Source organism: Parvularcula mediterranea, from assembly GCF_013085255.1.
Taxonomy (GTDB): Bacteria; Pseudomonadota; Alphaproteobacteria; order Caulobacterales; family Parvularculaceae; genus Parvularcula; species Parvularcula mediterranea.
On sequence record NZ_JABFCX010000003.1, the window covers coordinates 1,063,853 to 1,079,423 of the forward strand.

The following is a 15,571-nucleotide window of genomic DNA, read 5'->3' on the forward strand; positions in this document are numbered from 1 at the left end:
TCTGAGGTACAGGGACCTCTTTGACGTCAGTTTAAAACGCTGAACCTACGCAAATCCCTGCGGCTAGGCAGAATGTCAGTGAGCGTGGAAAGCATACTTCAAAGATTCAAAGATCTGGGTGCGAACCGGCTAATGATCGCCGGCGCCCTTGGTGCATTGGTGATCGCAGCCCTTGTCGCGATCATCTTTGCCTTCTCGAAACCTCAGATGACGGTCCTTTTCTCGGGCCTCACCGATGCCGACGCCGGCGCGGTGGTGACCGAGCTCGAAAGCATGGACGTCCCTGTGAAAGTCTCCGGCGACGGACGCACGATTTACGCCCCTTCCGGTCGTGTGCCCCGGCTTCGGATGCTTCTTGCAGAGCAGGGGATCCCTGCGGGCGGTGCTGTCGGGTACGAATTGTTCGATGACAAATCGTCGCTGGGCCTCACGTCCTTTATGCAGGACATGACCCGTCTGCGCGCCCTCGAAGGCGAGCTGAGCCGCACGATCCAGACCCTTGATTCGGTCGAATCGAGCCGCGTCCACCTTGTTATGGCCCGCCGTGATCCCTTCTCTCGCGAAAAAGCAGAGCCTACCGCTTCCGTGGTCGTCCGTATGCGCGGTGCGCGCAGCCTCGACGGTGACCAGGCAGCCGCCATCCGTCACCTCGTCGCTTCGGCCGTCCCGCAGCTCAGCCCGTCCCGCGTGTCCGTCCTTGATGCCCGCATGGGCGCCGTCTTCGCAGAAGAGAACGGCCCGATGGCCGGTGCGGCGTCGGTCAATGGTCTGCAGACGGAGATCGAGACCCGCCTTGCGCGCGCAGCTGAAAGCGTCCTCGTCCCGACCCTGGGCGCAGGCCGCGTCGCCGTTCAGGTGAATGCCGACCTCCGCACAGAGAGAGAAGTGCGCCGCACGGAGAAGTTTGATCCCAAGGACACGGCCCTCCGCTCGCGCCAGATTATCGACGAAACCGAAGCTGCCCGTGAAAACGCCACCGAGCAGCCTGTCACCGTTGAGCAAAACCTGCCTGAGTCCCAGGTTGGCAATGTCGGTGATGGCCAGAACCTCTCCGAAATCGAACGCTCTGAAAGCGTCGTGAACTACGAGATCAGTTCCGAGCGCTCCGAAATGGTCATCGAGCCCGGCGATATTGAGCGCCTCTCGGTCTCGGTCATCGTCGACAATAAGCGCGTGACGGGTCCTGAAGGTCAGATTACCTACGAACCGCGCACGGAAGAAGAGCTTGCCAAGCTAGCGAGCCTCGTCCGTTCGGCTGTCGGCTTCAATGAGGGCCGCGGCGACTCGATCACCGTCGAGAACATGCCCTTCGTCGACCTCGAGGACACGATGCCGCGCTTTGCGCCGTCGACCATCACCGAAGTCGTCTACCGCAACTTCGATGCGATAACCCAGGCTGTCGCGCTTCTCCTTATTGGCGTCGCCATCATCTTCGGCATCATCCGTCCGGTGATGAGCCGGGTCATCCCGACCGGCGGCTTCGGCAAGGATGCAGAGCCCATCGCAATGGGCGAGCTCAGCCTCGACGATCTTGGCTTTGCTGGCGAAGACGAGGACGGCAACCCGATCCCTGGCGGCCTCATCGGCGCAGGCGGCACGGCTGCCATCTCCGCGCCCAAGCAATCCATGGCCGAGAACCTCGACCAGATGCTCGAGCTGCGCGATGTCGATGGCAAGGTCCGCGCGTCCTCGATCCGCAAGCTTGGCCGTATCGCTGAGCAGTATCCTGAAGAAGTCGTCGCGATCCTCCGTACCTGGATCTACGAGCAGGAAGGCAAGGCGCCGTCGAGCACGAGTAACGCAGCATGACGGTCAGGGCCTTTGCTCCCTTCCGGGACTTCTCCGAACCCGAACTTCCCGATCCCTTCGAAGAAGAGATCGAGGAAGACGACCGCCTGAGCCCCGACGAAGTCGCTGCGCTGATTAAAAGTGCGCGCGCGGACGGCAAGCGCCAGGGCTATGAAGAAGGTATCGCTGAGGGCCAGGAACAGGAACGCACCTCCGTCGCTGCCCAGCTCGAAGAGAAGGTCGATGCGCTGAGGGCGGAGCTTTCCGCGATCCACGGGCGCGAGGACGAGCTCTTCGCCGATCTCGAAACCCGCACCGCGCGGCTGATGCTCGCCCTTGTCCACCAGCTCGCGCGCAGGTTGTCAGAAGCTGAGGCAAAACGGCTCGCCGAGAACGTCACCGTGCGCGCTGTCGAGGCTGTCAGAGGCAAGCACCGGGTCACGATCCGTGCGGATGAGGCATTCCTAGAGCCTTTGAGGGCTGTTCTTCGTCTGCCAACGGATGAAGAGGCCGCTGCCCACCGGGTCGTCTTCGAGACGGCTGAGGAAGGCGCGGAAACTCCACTCGAAGTTGCATGGCTAACCGGAAAAGTAACCTTCGATCCTTACGCTTTTACGGGCGCGATCGACGAAGTGTTCACTGAAACCCTTGAGCATTTGATGGGCGGCACCGCAGAGCTGCCGCGCGAAGGAGAAGCACAATGAGCGACACGCCAGAGGACAATCCCGAAGAATTCGGCCTGCCCGCAGACGATGGCATGCCGCAGGCTGACGACCTGCCCGGTGACGACGGCTTTGAAGCCGGCGCGCAAGGGGCAAGCGAAGCGGAAATCGCCGCAACCCTCGACGCCATGATCGGCGGCGCGGGCGCAGATGAAGGCGGCCCATCCCCATCGGCAGGCATTGGCGCCTATACGAACATGTCCGCCCTCGGACAGGTCCCGGTCGAAGTGCAGGTCGTTCTCGGCCGTGCGAAGCTTCCGATCGGCAACATCCTCAAGCTTGGCCGCGGCGCCGTGGTCGAAATCGACCGCCGCGTGGGTGAGCAGGTGGAGATTCACATCAACCACCGTCCGGTCGCCCGCGGCGAGATCGTCATTGTCGACGATGACCGTCTTGGCGTCACCCTGACGGAAATCATCACCAACGCGTCCAACCTTCACTAAGGGCGCGCCGGGCCAGGGCAGGCTCGGTCATTATAAAGAGAGAGCATGACGAGGCTGGCGATAAACGCGGCCATCATTGTCGGTCTATTCCTGGCGCTGATGATCGCGCCCGAGGCGAACGCCCAGGCGGTCACCCTCGATATCGGCGATGACGGGGCATCCTACACCGGAAGGCTGATTCAGCTCTTCCTGGCGGTGACGGTGCTCACGCTCGCGCCGGGCATCCTCGTCATGACGACCTCCTTCATCAGGATCGTCGTCGTCTTCTCGCTCCTTCGCTCCGCTATGGGTCTCCAGCAGGCACCGCCGAACGTGGTGCTGATCTCGCTGGCGCTGTTCCTCACCGGATTCATCATGGCACCGACGTTCCAGGAAAGCTGGAACAATGGCATCGCACCGATGATCGAGGACCAGATCGACACCGGCAGCGGCATCCGCCAGGCGACCCTGCCGCTCCAGCGCTTCATGGCCGCCCAGACCGAGCCCGATGATCTCGAATTCTTCCTCAGCCTCGCTGAACGTCAGCAGGCCGATATTCCGGAAGATGATCTCCCCGCGACCATGATGTCGGAAGCGGAGATCGAACAGCTTCTCTACCCGGACCGCGTCGCCGATCCGGACCTGCCGCCGATGACGACACTCATCCCGGCCTTCATGATTTCCGAGCTGACCCGCGCTTTCGAGATCGGGTTCCTGCTCATGATGCCCTTCCTGGTGATCGACCTCGCCGTCGCCGCGATCCTTATGTCCATGGGCATGATGATGCTGCCGCCGCAGACCGTATCGCTCTCCATGAAGATTATCTTCTTCGTCCTTATCGACGGCTGGCGCCTCCTTTCGGAGAGCCTCGTCATGTCGTTCTTCTAGGGGTTTTCAGCCATGCCCACCGTCAAGATCCGTAACGAATGCGACGCCCTGACGGGTCCTGAAAAGGTCGCGGTCATGCTGCTCACCTTGGGTGAAGAGCAGGCAGGCCCGCTCCTCGAGCGGATGGACGATTCAGAAGTTCGTATCATCACCCGTTCGATGGCGACCCTCGGCTCGATCACCGGCGAGGTCCTCGAAGAGCTGATCACGCGGTTTACGTCGCAGTTCAGTCAAGGCGGCTCCGTCATTGGCTCGGCCGATTCGACCGAACGTATGCTGAGGAGCTTCCTCCCGGCAGACCGCGTTGTCGACATCATGAATTACATCCGCGGTCCCGCAGGTTCGACGACCTGGGAAAAGATCGGGATGGTCGACAACAACATGCTCGCCAAATACCTCAATGGCGAGCATCCCCAGACGATCGCCGTGGTCCTCTCCAAGATCGACCCGGACCAGGCCGCGCACGTTCTCAACAACCTGCCCGAAAAGGCCGTACCCGACGTTCTCCAGCGCATGATCTCGATGAACTCGGTGCCGAAGGAAGTTCTCGCGGACATCGAAGAGATGCTCCAGCGCGACCTGATGCTGAACTTCCAGTCGAGCCAGGAAACCAACAACCTCAACCACATGGCGGAGATCTTCAACCGCACCGAGTCGGAGAAATCCGACCAGCTCCTCGAAGGTCTCAAGGACGCTCACGAGGAAGAGGTCTGGCAGATCAAGCAGCTCATGTTCACCTTTGACGACCTCATGGAGCTCGATCCGCACAGCCTGCGGACGGTCATCAGGTCCTGCGAAAGCGACACACTCACCTACGCGCTCAAGGGCTGCGACGGCGAGACCCGCAACAAGATCGTCGGCAACCTCTCCGAACGCGCCCGAGCGATCCTCATCGACAATATGGACACCCTCGGCCCCGTGCTCATGCGCGACGTGGAAGCGGCGAAGGCCACCATGGTCAGGAAGGCCAAGGAGCTTGCCGAAGCCGGCGTCATCGTCATCGAACGCGGCGCCGAAAGCCAGATGGTGTACTGATCTTCACCAGCCGTCTTCCTGGAAGGCGCGCAGCGGCTATCCGGGACCTATGGCCCGTAGGACCAACGGGCGCGGCGGCTGGTCAGTCTGGTCCATGGATCCCGGCTCGATCGCCCTTCGGGCTTTGGCCGGGAAGACGGGTTTGAAGTGAAACGCCCCGACAAAATCCTCGACGTCTTCAAGACGCGTTCCGACGAAGCGGCCAAGATCGTCGGTGAGCTGCGCGAGCGGCGGACACTGACCCTGAATGCGCAGGTCCAGGTCCTTCAGTCGATCGAGACCGCCTATAACGACGCCCGCCGGGACCGTTCCTCGGTGGGAGCTGCGGGGGGCTATGCCCGCCGCGCCCTCAAGAAAGCCTCCGACCTCAGGACCGAAGCCGAGCGAATCGCCGAGGCGGAGCTCATCGCCCAGGACCAGCTGCGCGGATGCTTCGCCGACCAGAAGCGGTTCGAGCTCTTCCAATCGCAGCGTCAGATTAAAGAACGCGCGGTAGCGAGGAAGCGCGAAGAGAACCGCCTCCTGGAGGAGATCGATCAGCTCCAGGCAGCGAAAGACCGCGAGGAACGTGGATGAGCATCGAGCCGCTGGCAGCCCTCAAGGACAGTGACACCTCCAAAGGGTCCGTCACCAAGGCGATCCGTCAGGCCGCGCGTCAGACGGGCCTCGACTTCGACCTCATGCTGGGCGTCGCCAAACGCGAAAGCTCGCTCCGGGCCGATGCGAAAGCAGCGACATCCTCCGCCTCCGGCCTGTTCCAGTTCATCGACCAGACATGGCTCGGCGCCGTCAAAGAGCATGGCGACCAGCTTGGCCTCTCCGAATTTGCGAACGACATTCAGCGCGGGGAGAAGGGCTTCACCGTCGACGATCCTGCGCGCCGCGAAGAGATCCTGAACCTCCGCTTCAAGCCCGCCGTGGCCGCCAAGGTCGCAGGCAAGACCCTCGCTGCAGCCAAGGACCGCCTGTCCAACGCGCTCGGTCGCGAGGCGTCGGGCAGTGAAGTCTACATGGCTCACTTCCTTGGCGAACGCGGAGCCCTCCGTATGCTGCAGGCTGGCGAGACCGCCACGGCAGCGACCGTTGATCCGCGTGCCGCAAAAGCGAACCAGCCCCTTTTCTATGAAGGTGGCCGCGCGCTTTCTGTCTCCGAATTCCGGGACAAGATCGCCCTCCACCTAGGCAAGGAGCCTGCGCCCCAGCTGGCCGAGACCCCTGCGGTCCGCGTTCCCTACAAGCCAACAGCTACACCGCGCCCCGCTCCGCGGGTTGAGACCTACGCCCAGCCAACCGCGCGTTCGGTCACCGACTTCTCCAAGACCATGCCGCCTCAGCTCTACGCGGCGATTGTCGAAATGCAGTCCGACTTCATCCTCGGTGGCAAGGACGACAGCTAGACCGGCACCGCCGTCTCGAACTTGATCCGTCCCGTGACGACATTGGTTGTCGACCGCGCCAGCGCGTCGTTCGACAGGAGATGCTCCTCGACAAAGAGGTCATAAGCTTCAAGGCTCGGGAAATGCCCGACCAGGATGAAGTCGACATCCCCCGTCACCGAATAGCACTGCACGATCTGGGGTAGGCTGAGCATCTGTTGCTTGAAGGCACGGTAGGTGTCGTGGCTCTCCTTATCAAAACGCACCTGCACGATCACCGTCACGCCGAGGGCTGAGGGATCGAGAAGGCTGACATCCCGCTCGATTACCCCGCTTTCCCGCAGCACTTTGAGCCGCCGCCTGACGGCGCTGGGGGACAAGCTGACCTTCTCCGCCAGCGCGTCATGGGTCAGGCGGGCATCTCTCTGGACGAGGCGCAGCAAGGCTTTGTCGAAGTCATCCATTCCGCAGCATCCTATTTCCGCCACCAACATCCCCACAGTAGGCGGAATACGCCAGTAGGCCAGCGGAAAACGCAGTCTGCCGTGCGCGCAGCCAGCTATCTACTCAACATGACCAAACCGATTGCCCTCGCGGCCAGTGCCGCCATCGCCCTCTCCATCGCCCATTCCGAGCCCGTCCGTTTCTATCCAGACGATCTCGGTCAGGATGGTCGCATCACCTTAAGCCCCGGCTTCTCTCGAGACGGAACAACCCTCGTCCTCGCCCAGTCCGAATGCGAACGCATTGGTCCGTGCCCACAGTACCTCAAGCGCTCGACATGGAACGGCGAGCGCTGGTCGAGGCCAGAACGTATTCCTCTCCCCGATGATGGCCGCGCGGACTATCCCGTCTTCGCCCCTGACGGGAGGTCCATCATCTTCGCATGGGGCGGGCCTCAGCCCAGCGGTGCGTATGAGAACTTCGATCTCTTCAGCTTAGGTCTCGAAGAAGGCGCGGAGCCGGAACTTCTCGACTACGAAAACCTCAACCGCCTCCGCTCAGGCCGCACCGCAACCCTCCGCTACGTAAACAATGAAGCCCCGGGCGCGCTGACCGAGGAAGGCGATCTCTACTTCTTCAGTGAACGGCTCGACGAAGGACCCGGTGAGCGGGACATCTTCGTTGCGCCTTCTGACGGCGAAGGCGGCTTTCTCCGCGCGCGCGCCCTCGGTGCACCGATCAACACGGATAAGCGCGAGGACACCCCGTGGGTCACGCCTGACGGTAACCTCATGCTCTTCACCGCCTCGAGCCGGGGAGGGGAGGGCAATGCCGACCTCTTCGTCAGTACACGAAGCGGCGGGGAATGGTCCGACCCCGAACCCCTCGGCCCTGAAGCCAACGGCCCCTACGCCGACTTCGCAGGCCGCCTGACCCCCGACGGGCAAACCCTCGTTTTCTCCTCCGCAAGACCGGTGAAGGGGCGGCGCGGCAGCGTCATCCAAGTCTGGAGCGTGCCGGTTGCCGAGGTCCCTGTCCTCGCCACGGCCCTGAAAGAGTCAAAGAATTGAGACACATGCGCGGCACGTTTGGACGCTGCGCCGCGTAGGTGTAACTCCGGGGGAAACAACAAAATCTCCCCGGAGGAACAATCCCATGGACGGATCGGCAGGCCGCGATATCCGCGCAGATTACGAGGAGACCGTCGCCCGTCTCCGCAAGACCTTCCACAGCGGCAAGACAAGGTCCTTCGCCTGGCGCCGCCAGCAGCTCGAAGCCCTCGGCAACGCCGTCGCGACGAACGAAGCTCGCATCAAGGAAGCGCTGAAGGCAGACCTCGGCAAACCCGACCTCGAGGCCGCCGTGGCGGAGGTCGACTACCTCACCAAGGAGTGCGCCCTCGCCGCGAGGAAGTGCGAGAGCTGGTCGAAGCCCCGCGGGGTCGGAACGCCCCTGTCCCTCATGCCCTCGCGCTCGCAGATGGTGCCCGAGCCCTTGGGCGTGGCGCTCATCATCGGCGCATGGAATTATCCGCTCCAGGAGGTCTTCGGCCCCCTTGCAGGTGCAATCGCGGCGGGGAACTGCGCCGTCCTCAAGCCCTCCGAGCTTGCTCCGCATGCGTCAGAGCTCCTGAGGGAGATCGCGGCGCAGGTCCTCGACAGCGATGCCTTCGCCACGGTCCTCGGCGGGGCGGAGGAGACCTCGGCGCTCCTCGAACAGCGCTTCGACAAGATCTTCTACACCGGCGGCGCGCGCGTAGGCCGCATCGTCATGGAGGCCGCCTCCAAGCACCTGACGCCCGTCACCCTTGAGCTTGGCGGCAAGAGCCCTGCGGTCGTTGCGGCGGACGCAGACCTTGAAGTCACCGCGCGCCGGATCGCCTGGGCAGCCTTCATGAATGGCGGCCAGCTCTGCGTCCGGCCGGACCACTGCCTGATCGAAGAGTCCGTCTACGAACCGTTCCTCGAAACCCTCGAGAAGACTGTCCGCGAATTCTACGGCGAGGACATGAAGGCCTCCCCGGACTTTGCGCGCATCGTCAACGAACGCCACTTCGACCGGCTCGTGGGCCTGATCGGCGACAGCAAGGTCCTCATCGGCGGCGAGCATGACCGCTCGGAGAAATTCCTTGCACCGACGGTCCTGCGCGATGTGAGCCCCGACGCGCCCTCCATGCAGGAGGAAATCTTCGGCCCGATTCTTCCCTGTCTCAAGGTCGCTTCCATCGACGAGGCCATCAGCTTCATCAACAAGCGCGACAAACCTCTCGCGCTCTACGCCTTCACCAAATCCTCCGACGTCTCCGACCGGATCCTGAACGAGACCAGCTCCGGTACACTGATGATCAATGACGCCGTGATGTTCCAGGCCAACCACCACCTGCCCTTCGGCGGGGTGGGGGAGAGCGGCATGGGCGCCTTCCACGGCCAGCACACGTTCGACTGCTTCAGCCACCTGAAAGCCGTGATGAAGCGGCCCTTCTTCGGCGATGTCTCCTTGCGCTATCCGCCCTATTCAGAGCGTGCGGCAAAGCTTCTTCGGAAACTCATGTGACGGCGCGCAGGCGAGGCGCTAAGGGCGAGCCATGACCAAGGATATCTACAAAGGCCGCGCGGAACTGGGGCAGGAGTCGACCCTCCCCCAGCATCCCGATGAGGCCAGGCTTGACCCCGTGCCGAACCCGCACCCCGACACCCTCTACCTCGCACGCTTCGTCGCGCCGGAGTTCACCTCGATCTGCCCGGTGACGGGCCAGCCGGACTTCGCCCATCTCGTCATCGACTATGCACCGGACCAGCATCTGGTGGAGTCGAAAAGCTTCAAGCTCCTCCTCGGCGCCTACCGCAACCACGGCGCCTTCCACGAGGACTGCACCATCGACATCGGCAAGCGGATCATCGAGGCGACGAAGCCGAAATGGCTCCGCATCTGCGGCTACTGGTATCCAAGAGGCGGCATTCCCATCGACGTCTTCTGGCAGACAGGCCCCGCCCCTGAGGGCCTCTACGTCCCCGACCCGGGCGTCGCGCCTTACAGGGGGAGGGGATGATCATGCGTAGTCTGATCGCTCTCGCTGCGGCTCTGCTAGCTGCGTCCGGGGTGGCATCAGCCTGTTCATGCCCAGGCTTCGATTCCCTCGCTGAGCACTGGGAACGCGTGGACGTCGTCTTCGAAGGCAAGGCGATGCGTTCAATCACGGTCGAGCGCCACGCCGCTCCCCTCCTGATGACGACATTTAGACTCGGACATGCGTGGAAGGGTGAACTCCCCGAGATAGTAAGTGTGAAGCACCGCGACGGTAGAACGTGTTGTCTGTGCGGAATGAACTACGAGGTCGGTGAAACGGTCCTGGTCTTCGCTATCGAGCATGATGACGGCTCACTCTCCACAAGCTCCTGCTCTGCGCCACGGGGAACGATGGAGCAGTATCTCGTGGCACTCGGTCGCCGCGATATCGACCCAGATCCAGATGCGCTCGGACCCGATGGGGCGGCGCATCAGGAGGACGTTCATAAGAAATCCTGCGACAAGGGAGAAGATGATGCGTAGGCTGATCGCTCTCGCTGCGGCTCTGGTGGCCGCGTCCGGGGTAGCATCAGCCTGCTCATGTCTCCCGCAGACCCACGCCGAAAAGCTCGAGGCGATGGACGCCATCTTCGTCGGGCGCGTGATGAATACCTCCAAGCCCAAGACCTTTGAAGGCAAGGCCATCACGGACTTCCACGTGCTCGACGCGATCAAGGGTGACCTCGGCCGCATCGTGACCATCCGGCATGATATCTACGGCCCCGCCTGCGGCGTCCGGTTCGCGAAAGGCACCGAACTCACCGTCTATGCCTACGGCGAGGGTGATGACCTCAGGACCAACTCCTGCGCGATGATGGTGGTGGGTGAGCGGCTTGAGGAGCCCAGGGATTGAAGGTCTTTCTGGCGATAGCGACTGTTGTTTTGGTGATCGTTGGATCGGCACTGTCAGAGTCGAACCGGGGTTTCGATCGTCCTGCATCCCACTGAGACTCTGCCGATCTCATCTTCAGCGGCAAGGCCATCCGTACAGAGATGGTTAATCGAGACGCCGAGCATCAGTACTTGACGCTTGAGACTCTGTTCGAAGTCTACGACGTCCATAAGGGCACGGATGCGACGGAGCTCAGCATACGGGAGGGGCGGCGTATCCGCTTCAACGGAGCGACCTCCGATCCCAGCAGTTTCGAGAAAGGGGAAGCGTACCTTGTTTTTGCTTGGGAAAGCGGCGAGTTGTTCTACGGTCGTCCCGCCGAGATCCCCCTCAGCCGCTACCAGCTCGATTTCATCGCCCGGGACCTTGGCAAGCGTTCTGTAGGCTGGGGCCACTAGGCCCCAAAAGCGCCCCTTGTAACCTCTCCCGCAACCTCGCGAACAGATGATAGTCCGCTTGAGACGGGAGCGCCTCCCCGTTCTTCGGCAGCCATGGACCACAATTGATGCCTCCACTCGGCCGGGGTACCCCGCTCCGGCCGAAAAGGCTCCCGCGTGTCCTCTCGTGGTCTCTCTCGGACAGCTCGCGGGGGCGGGCCTTGGCCCTCCGGGGGTTCCGGTTTCTCTTCGCCCGAGACGAGCCGGACCCTTGGGGGCCGAGGCTTCCCTACGGGGCCCCGTAGGTCTCCCGCATCTGGGCGAGGCTATCGGTCAGGATCTCTTCGAGCACACCCAGATCGATATTCGCGAGCCGCGTTACGTAAAGACAGCTTACGGAGTGCTTGTGCTTACCAAGCCGTTCCAACTGCTCCTTATACCGAGAAAACCCGTTCATCACATAGATCGACATCTGCGCCTTTCGCGGCGCAAACCCTGTCAGCATCCAGCGCGCAGGCTTGCCGGTTGTATTCGTGTACTCATAGGCCCCGAAGCCCACGATGGAGTCGCCCCACATCTTCGGCGGGCAGCCCGACACCCGCTCCATCAGGGAGAGGAGCACGCGGCTGTCGTCCAGCCGCTTCGGGACGCTCTCGAGATAGGCAAGAACGTCCCCGTCATTTTCCTGGGTCTTGAGGTCCGACAAGTCAGTCCTCGAGGATGAAGGTGACCTTCAGGGTGACCCGGTATTCTTCGATCTCGCCCTTCTTCACGACCACCTTCTGGTCCTGGACCCAGGCGCCTTCGATGTTCTTGAGGGTCTTGTTGGCCCGCTTGATGCCCTTCTGGACGGCGTGGTCGAAGCTCTGCTTCGAGGCCGAAATGATCTCGGTAACGCGTGCGACTGCCATTGTTCTCTCCTCCTGGTTTATGGTGGCTTGAGTGGACGCCCCGGGCGGACCTATCGTCAAGGGAAGGACTGCAATCCGCCACTTAAGGGAGAAACCCGATGTTCGAACTCGCCCTCGCTGAAGAGGCCCCGCGCCCGGTCGGAGCTATCATGGAAGCGGCGGGCGAGGATGCCTGGCGCACGATCCCGGCGGAAAACCTCCTCCTGATCGAGACCCCTGAGGGCCGGATCACCATCTATCTCTCCGAAGCACTGGCGCAGGACCATGTGGCCCAGGCCCGGACCCTCGCCAAGGAAGGCTTCTACGAGGGGCTCAGCTTCTACCGGGTCATTGACGGCTTCGTGGCGCAGGGCGGCGACCATGCGGAGACCCGCGAGCTCGGCTCGGCAAAATCACCGCTGAAGGCTGAGTTCGAGGAAGCCATGCCGAGAAATATGCTCGTGACCAAATTTCCGTATAGCGACGGCTTTGCTCCAGTCGTTGGGTATAGCGATGGCCTCCCCGTGGGTATCGACGGGAAGACTAAGACCGCCTGGCACCTCCACTGCACCGGCGCCTTCGCCTATGCCCGCAACAACGAGAAAGATACGGCGTCCACGGAGTTCTACATCACGCTCCAGCCCCAGCGTTATCTCGACCGCAATCTCACCGTCCTCGGCCGGGTCATCGATGGGATGAGCGTCGCACAGGCCGCCCCGCGCGGCGTGGTCGACGGTGATCCTGAGACAGATGATTTCTCCGAACGACTGCGCATCGACGCCATGCACATCGCAGCTGACCTGCCTGAGGACGAGCGCCCCAGCTGGCAGCACATGCGCACCAACGGCGAACTATTCGCCGAACTCACCGCAGCGCGCGCCGCGAGGCCGTCAGAGTTCTTCTACTTCCGCCCCGACTATATCGACATCTGCTCGATGACCGTGCCGGTGAGGCCAGCGCCTTAGTCCCTGATCGGATAATACTTCGCCTCGAAGGCGAACGGCTTCTCATCAGCCGACGGCACCAGCCAGACCTTCGGTCCGCCAGCAGCGTCCGCCACATCAATGATCGTTTCCACCGTGTGCACCGTATCGCGGTGAGGGCTATCCCATTCGGGTGCGAGCGAGAGGGCCTTGCGCTTCGCCGCGCCCTTGTCCGCGGCGACGACGAAGGCTTCTGAGTGCAGCTCGCCAAAGAACCCGTCGCGATAGCCGCCCAGGTGACAGAACCAGAGCTGCGCATCGACCGCTCCCTCAGGCCGCTCGTCGCTCACCACCACATCATGCCCATCGGCCCACTCAAGCGCCCCCCAGGCATCAAGATGAACCCGGCCACCGCCCCACCACTGGGCTTTCAGCGCCTCGAACGTATCCTCGATCGTCCGCCCGATGACGAAACGGATGTCATGGACCTCCGTGTGCGCACGCTCCGGATATCCCCCGACCATGGCGACAAATAGCTTCTGCATAGGCCCTCCTTTGTTGACCTCTGGCGCGGGAGAGGGAACGGAGCAAGCCATGACCAAGAAGCACGGCCCCTGGACCATCGACAGCGTCCGCACCGCCTATGAGAACCCGTGGATCACCATCCGCCACCACGAGGTGACGCGGCCTGATGGTAAGCCGGGTGTCTATGGCCTCGTGAACTTCGCCAACCGCGCCATCGGCATCCTGCCCCTTTTCGCCGATGGCACCGTGCCGATGGTGGGCCAGTTCCGCTTCCCTCTCGGCCGGGACACGTGGGAGATTCCCGAGGGCGGCGGGCCCAAGGCCGAAGACCCGCTCCTCTCCGCCCAGCGCGAGCTCAAGGAAGAGACAGGCTGCACCGCTGGCGGGTGGCATGAGTACGGCCAGTCGGACCTTTCCAACTCCGTCACCGACGAGCGGGCCCACTACTTCCTCGCCTGGGACCTGACCCAGGGCGAAGCGGCCCCTGAGCCCGACGAAGTCTTTCAATACAAAAGAGTAACCTTGGCCGAGCTTCTCGCGGATATCCACGCGGGACGGGTGGATGATGCCCTGACCCAGCTCTGCGTCCTGACCGCGATCACGAAAGCGCGGGCAGGGGAGTTGCCTGATGTGCCCTCGCGCATCATCTTGGATCAGGTCGGCTGAAGCCGGCGAGGAGACGAACATGCCCCAAAGCGCTCACCGCGAGGCCCCGAACCTTCAGACGGTCGACAATGTCTGGTCGCGCATGCGCGTCGAGGCCGCGACGGACGCTGCGCAGGAGCCGATCCTTGCGAGCTTCCTGTCCGCGACGATCCTCAACCACCGGGATTTCAAATCCGCCCTCAGCTACCGGCTGGCCCAGAAGCTGTCGGACAGCGAGATGAACGCCATGCAGTGGCGCGAGGTTGCCACCGATGCCTTCGAGGACAGCCCCGGCATCGTGACGGCGGCGCTTGCGGATATTCAGGCCTATGTGGACCGCGACCCGGCCACCAAATCGACGGCCCAGCCCTTCCTGCACTTCAAAGGCTATCAGGCGATCCAGTCCTACCGGATCGGCCACTGGCTCTGGAAGCAGGGGCGCGAGGCGTTGGCTCTCTATCTTCAGTCCCGCATGTCGGAGCTCTACCAGGTGGACATCCACCCGGCGTCGAAGCTCGGCCGCGGTCTCTTCTTCGACCACGCCACCGCCATCGTCATCGGCGAGACGGCGAGCGTGGGCGACAATTGCTCGCTCCTCCACGAGGTGACCCTGGGCGGCACCGGCAAGGAGAAGCATGAGCGCCATCCAAAGGTCGGCAAGGGCGTGCTGATCGGCGCAGGCGCCAAGATCCTCGGCAATATCGAGGTGGGCGATGGCGCTAAGATCGCATCGGGCTCTGTCGTGCTCGAGCCTGTGAAGGCCTTCTGCACCGTGGCGGGCGTGCCCGCCCAACCCGTCGGCGAATGCGCCGAGGCGGCAGGCGAGGCGATGGATCACAGCCTGACGAAGGACGACTGATGCGCGGCATCCTCCTCTCGGCAGCAGTACTGACCCTTATCACGGCGTGCACGGACGACACGATCATCCAGGCTGCTCCGCCGAACCGCCAGATCAATGTCACGGGCGAAGCCACCGTCTCCGCCGTTCCCGACATCGCGATGCTCAGCTTCACAGTCCGCGCGCAGGGCGCTTCGGCTGCGGAAGCCTTTGCTCAGTCTGCGGAAGGCATGGAATCGGTCCTCGGCGCAGTAGGTCAAGCAGGCGTTGCAGAGCGTGACCGGCAGACAGGCGAGATCCGCCTCAATCCGGTCTTCGATTATGACGAGCGCGGCCGCCAGAACCGCAACAAGATCGTCGGCTACGAAGCGTTCAACACCCTGACCGTCCGCCTGCGTGACATCGGCAAGGCTGGCGGCGTGATCGACGCCGCGGTCAGGGCCGGTGCCAACGGCCTCGACAGCTTCCGCCTCGGCATCGACGACACGACCGGCCTCCGCGACGAGGCCCGCATCGCCGCTGTTAGGGATGCCCGCCGCAAGGCCGAAGCAATGGCTGAAGCCGCAGGCGCGCGCTTGGGCGATGTGATCACACTCTCCGTCAGCGGAGGAAGCCGCTCGCCTCAGCCCATGATGATGCGCTCCATGGCCATGGAGGCCGACATGCCCGGCCCGCCCATCGAAGCCGGTGAGCAGGACCTCCGCGTCACGGTCAACGCGACCTTCGCGCTAAAATAGGCG

At 62.9% G+C, this 15,571-nt stretch carries 21 protein-coding genes; 17 read left to right on the plus strand and 4 right to left on the minus strand.

The window, feature by feature from the left end:
* The first annotated feature begins 72 nt into the window (after positions 1–72).
* The 7 genes from fliF to HK107_RS13985 all read left to right on the plus strand — a co-directional run bounded on the left by fliF (position 73) and on the right by HK107_RS13985 (position 6,252).
* Positions 73–1,809, plus strand: a complete 1,737-nt coding sequence (fliF, locus tag HK107_RS13955) for a flagellar basal-body MS-ring/collar protein FliF (RefSeq protein WP_173200857.1) — start codon at positions 73–75, stop codon at positions 1,807–1,809.
* Entirely contained in the window at positions 1,806–2,492 is a 687-nt protein-coding gene (locus tag HK107_RS13960) for a FliH/SctL family protein (RefSeq protein ID WP_173200859.1), read from the plus strand. Before fliF ends, HK107_RS13960 begins: the two co-directional genes overlap by 4 nt.
* Entirely contained in the window at positions 2,489–2,953 is a 465-nt protein-coding gene (gene fliN, locus HK107_RS13965; RefSeq protein ID WP_198912416.1) for a flagellar motor switch protein FliN, read from the plus strand. The genes HK107_RS13960 and fliN overlap by 4 nt, the downstream gene beginning before the upstream one ends.
* A 45-nt stretch (positions 2,954–2,998) precedes the next feature.
* Positions 2,999–3,820, plus strand: coding sequence for a flagellar type III secretion system pore protein FliP (locus HK107_RS13970; protein WP_173200861.1), 822 nt, complete (start codon positions 2,999–3,001; stop codon positions 3,818–3,820).
* 12 nt (positions 3,821–3,832) lie between these two features.
* Entirely contained in the window at positions 3,833–4,855 is a 1,023-nt protein-coding gene (locus HK107_RS13975) for a flagellar motor switch protein FliG (RefSeq protein WP_173200863.1), read from the plus strand.
* 147 nt (positions 4,856–5,002) lie between these two features.
* Complete coding sequence (locus HK107_RS13980) at positions 5,003–5,431, plus strand: hypothetical protein (protein WP_173200865.1); 429 nt, start codon at positions 5,003–5,005, stop codon at positions 5,429–5,431.
* The gene (locus HK107_RS13985; protein ID WP_173200867.1) at positions 5,428–6,252 is read left to right on the plus strand and encodes a transglycosylase SLT domain-containing protein; all 825 of its coding nucleotides are present in this window, start codon (positions 5,428–5,430) and stop codon (positions 6,250–6,252) included. The genes HK107_RS13980 and HK107_RS13985 overlap by 4 nt, the downstream gene beginning before the upstream one ends.
* Here HK107_RS13985 and HK107_RS13990 read toward each other — a convergent pair.
* Complete coding sequence (locus HK107_RS13990; RefSeq protein WP_173200869.1) at positions 6,249–6,695, minus strand: Lrp/AsnC family transcriptional regulator; 447 nt, start codon at positions 6,693–6,695, stop codon at positions 6,249–6,251. The genes HK107_RS13985 and HK107_RS13990 overlap by 4 nt on opposite strands.
* 108 nt (positions 6,696–6,803) lie before the next feature.
* Here HK107_RS13990 and HK107_RS13995 point away from each other — a divergent pair, with 108 nt between their 5' ends.
* The 6 genes from HK107_RS13995 to HK107_RS14020 all read left to right on the plus strand — a co-directional run bounded on the left by HK107_RS13995 (position 6,804) and on the right by HK107_RS14020 (position 11,031).
* Entirely contained in the window at positions 6,804–7,745 is a 942-nt protein-coding gene (locus HK107_RS13995) for a TolB-like translocation protein (RefSeq protein ID WP_173200871.1), read from the plus strand.
* Positions 7,746–7,830: 85 nt separating this feature from the next.
* On the plus strand, positions 7,831–9,228 hold the full coding sequence (locus tag HK107_RS14000; protein ID WP_173200873.1) for an aldehyde dehydrogenase family protein: 1,398 nt from the start codon (positions 7,831–7,833) through the stop codon (positions 9,226–9,228).
* A gap of 31 nt (positions 9,229–9,259) precedes the next feature.
* On the plus strand, positions 9,260–9,724 hold the full coding sequence (gene queF, locus HK107_RS14005; RefSeq protein ID WP_173200875.1) for a preQ(1) synthase: 465 nt from the start codon (positions 9,260–9,262) through the stop codon (positions 9,722–9,724).
* Between the two features lie 2 nt (positions 9,725–9,726).
* Positions 9,727–10,224 carry a hypothetical protein gene (locus HK107_RS14010; RefSeq protein ID WP_173200877.1) on the plus strand — a complete coding sequence of 166 codons (498 nt, stop codon included), beginning with the start codon at positions 9,727–9,729 and terminating at the stop codon, positions 10,222–10,224.
* The gene (locus tag HK107_RS14015) at positions 10,217–10,594 is read left to right on the plus strand and encodes a hypothetical protein (protein WP_173200879.1); all 378 of its coding nucleotides are present in this window, start codon (positions 10,217–10,219) and stop codon (positions 10,592–10,594) included. Before HK107_RS14010 ends, HK107_RS14015 begins: the two co-directional genes overlap by 8 nt.
* Positions 10,595–10,734: 140 nt before the next feature.
* Positions 10,735–11,031, plus strand: a complete 297-nt coding sequence (locus HK107_RS14020; protein ID WP_173200881.1) for a hypothetical protein — start codon at positions 10,735–10,737, stop codon at positions 11,029–11,031.
* Positions 11,032–11,299: 268 nt separating this feature from the next.
* Here the strand turns inward: HK107_RS14020 and HK107_RS14025 are convergent, their stop codons facing one another.
* The gene (locus HK107_RS14025; RefSeq protein WP_173200883.1) at positions 11,300–11,716 is read right to left on the minus strand and encodes a DUF1801 domain-containing protein; all 417 of its coding nucleotides are present in this window, start codon (positions 11,714–11,716) and stop codon (positions 11,300–11,302) included.
* 1 nt (position 11,717) lies between these two features.
* On the minus strand, positions 11,718–11,921 hold the full coding sequence (locus HK107_RS14030) for a dodecin family protein (protein WP_173200885.1): 204 nt from the start codon (positions 11,919–11,921) through the stop codon (positions 11,718–11,720).
* A 98-nt stretch (positions 11,922–12,019) separates the two neighbouring features.
* Between HK107_RS14030 and HK107_RS14035 the strand changes: the two genes are divergently transcribed.
* Positions 12,020–12,865: a peptidylprolyl isomerase gene (locus HK107_RS14035; protein ID WP_173200887.1), complete on the plus strand. Its 846-nt coding sequence runs from the start codon at positions 12,020–12,022 to the stop codon at positions 12,863–12,865.
* Here the strand turns inward: HK107_RS14035 and HK107_RS14040 are convergent.
* Positions 12,862–13,368: a DUF1543 domain-containing protein gene (locus HK107_RS14040; protein ID WP_173200889.1), complete on the minus strand. Its 507-nt coding sequence runs from the start codon at positions 13,366–13,368 to the stop codon at positions 12,862–12,864. The genes HK107_RS14035 and HK107_RS14040 overlap by 4 nt on opposite strands.
* 49 nt (positions 13,369–13,417) lie before the next feature.
* On the opposite strand from HK107_RS14040, the gene HK107_RS14045 reads away from it, so the two are divergent.
* From HK107_RS14045 to HK107_RS14055, 3 genes are read left to right on the plus strand one after another with little or no spacing between them, the layout of a single operon-like run.
* Positions 13,418–14,014, plus strand: a complete 597-nt coding sequence (locus tag HK107_RS14045) for an NUDIX domain-containing protein (RefSeq protein ID WP_173200891.1) — start codon at positions 13,418–13,420, stop codon at positions 14,012–14,014.
* A gap of 19 nt (positions 14,015–14,033) precedes the next feature.
* The gene (gene cysE / locus HK107_RS14050; protein ID WP_173200893.1) at positions 14,034–14,852 is read left to right on the plus strand and encodes a serine O-acetyltransferase; all 819 of its coding nucleotides are present in this window, start codon (positions 14,034–14,036) and stop codon (positions 14,850–14,852) included.
* A complete protein-coding gene (locus tag HK107_RS14055; RefSeq protein WP_173200895.1) occupies positions 14,852–15,568 on the plus strand; it encodes an SIMPL domain-containing protein in 717 nt (238 codons plus the stop codon). The genes cysE and HK107_RS14055 overlap by 1 nt, the downstream gene beginning before the upstream one ends.
* Positions 15,569–15,571: the final 3 nt, after the last annotated feature.

Coding starts and splice junctions, on each gene's coding strand:
- HK107_RS14040 (WP_173200889.1), bottom strand. CDS start 13,368: ATGCAGAAGCTATTTGTCGCCATGGTCGGGGGATATCCGGAGCGTGCG.
- HK107_RS14045 (WP_173200891.1), top strand. CDS start 13,418: ATGACCAAGAAGCACGGCCCCTGGACCATCGACAGCGTCCGCACCGCC.
- HK107_RS13975 (WP_173200863.1), top strand. CDS start 3,833: ATGCCCACCGTCAAGATCCGTAACGAATGCGACGCCCTGACGGGTCCT.
- cysE (WP_173200893.1), top strand. CDS start 14,034: ATGCCCCAAAGCGCTCACCGCGAGGCCCCGAACCTTCAGACGGTCGAC.
- HK107_RS14015 (WP_173200879.1), top strand. CDS start 10,217: ATGCGTAGGCTGATCGCTCTCGCTGCGGCTCTGGTGGCCGCGTCCGGG.
- HK107_RS13970 (WP_173200861.1), top strand. CDS start 2,999: ATGACGAGGCTGGCGATAAACGCGGCCATCATTGTCGGTCTATTCCTG.
- HK107_RS14035 (WP_173200887.1), top strand. CDS start 12,020: ATGTTCGAACTCGCCCTCGCTGAAGAGGCCCCGCGCCCGGTCGGAGCT.
- HK107_RS13995 (WP_173200871.1), top strand. CDS start 6,804: ATGACCAAACCGATTGCCCTCGCGGCCAGTGCCGCCATCGCCCTCTCC.
- HK107_RS14030 (WP_173200885.1), bottom strand. CDS start 11,921: ATGGCAGTCGCACGCGTTACCGAGATCATTTCGGCCTCGAAGCAGAGC.
- fliF (WP_173200857.1), top strand. CDS start 73: ATGTCAGTGAGCGTGGAAAGCATACTTCAAAGATTCAAAGATCTGGGT.
- HK107_RS14010 (WP_173200877.1), top strand. CDS start 9,727: ATGCGTAGTCTGATCGCTCTCGCTGCGGCTCTGCTAGCTGCGTCCGGG.
- queF (WP_173200875.1), top strand. CDS start 9,260: ATGACCAAGGATATCTACAAAGGCCGCGCGGAACTGGGGCAGGAGTCG.
- HK107_RS13990 (WP_173200869.1), bottom strand. CDS start 6,695: ATGGATGACTTCGACAAAGCCTTGCTGCGCCTCGTCCAGAGAGATGCC.
- HK107_RS14055 (WP_173200895.1), top strand. CDS start 14,852: ATGCGCGGCATCCTCCTCTCGGCAGCAGTACTGACCCTTATCACGGCG.
- HK107_RS13960 (WP_173200859.1), top strand. CDS start 1,806: ATGACGGTCAGGGCCTTTGCTCCCTTCCGGGACTTCTCCGAACCCGAA.
- HK107_RS14020 (WP_173200881.1), top strand. CDS start 10,735: ATGGTTAATCGAGACGCCGAGCATCAGTACTTGACGCTTGAGACTCTG.
- HK107_RS14000 (WP_173200873.1), top strand. CDS start 7,831: ATGGACGGATCGGCAGGCCGCGATATCCGCGCAGATTACGAGGAGACC.
- fliN (WP_198912416.1), top strand. CDS start 2,489: ATGAGCGACACGCCAGAGGACAATCCCGAAGAATTCGGCCTGCCCGCA.
- HK107_RS13985 (WP_173200867.1), top strand. CDS start 5,428: ATGAGCATCGAGCCGCTGGCAGCCCTCAAGGACAGTGACACCTCCAAA.